The sequence below is a fragment of the Pseudomonas sp. PA-1-3F genome (genome assembly GCF_021609665.1).
Lineage (GTDB): Bacteria > Pseudomonadota > Gammaproteobacteria > Pseudomonadales > Pseudomonadaceae > Aquipseudomonas > Aquipseudomonas paracarnis.
In genome coordinates, this window is the sequence record NZ_WJZD01000085.1 from 1 (window position 1) to 573 (window position 573).

The 573-nt window shown below is 61.3% G+C and carries 1 protein-coding gene; it reads right to left on the minus strand.

Annotated elements, in window-relative coordinates:
* Positions 1-573, minus strand: a 573-nt coding sequence (locus tag GIV26_RS27085; RefSeq protein ID WP_236282929.1) for a hypothetical protein, incomplete at both ends; no start/stop codon positions are given.

Below are 573 nucleotides of genomic sequence, written 5' to 3' on the forward strand. Positions count from 1 at the left end.
ATTTCACCGTGGTGGCGTGGTCACGAATGTTCGCCGCAATCGCCGCCCTGGAAATATCGAACGCCACCTCCTGCAAGGCTTCATTCCCAGGTTTGGCCGGGATATCTGGCGAACCGCCATTGCCGGCACCGTTCATGGTGACTTTGATCGAGTCGCTGTTGCGCATCCCCACATAGCTCACCACCAGTTGGGTACCCTGTTGCACCCTGAGCGGCTCCAGTTCGGCGGTGTCGGGGCCGGTCGTCTGGGCTTCGCGCAAGGTCGGCGACGGCAACTCGCCCACGCCACGGCTGATCAGCACCTCGGTGATCTCAGAATACCGCGGCATCGCCTCATCACTACGTGTCAACGTGTAGAACACCGTCACCGACTCATCCAGGTTGTTCTCCACGTAGTACTTTTCGATGTCGTGGGTGGTGGTGGCGCCATTCACGGCCACTTGCACTGGCACTTCGGTGCGGGCGCCCCGGCCAAGCCAGTACATGCGGATCCAGTCGCCGCGCAGTGTTTCGCCAAACGGTGCAAACACGGTGGCGTAGGCGCCTACATCATCCGGATTCAGCTGGCCGCTGA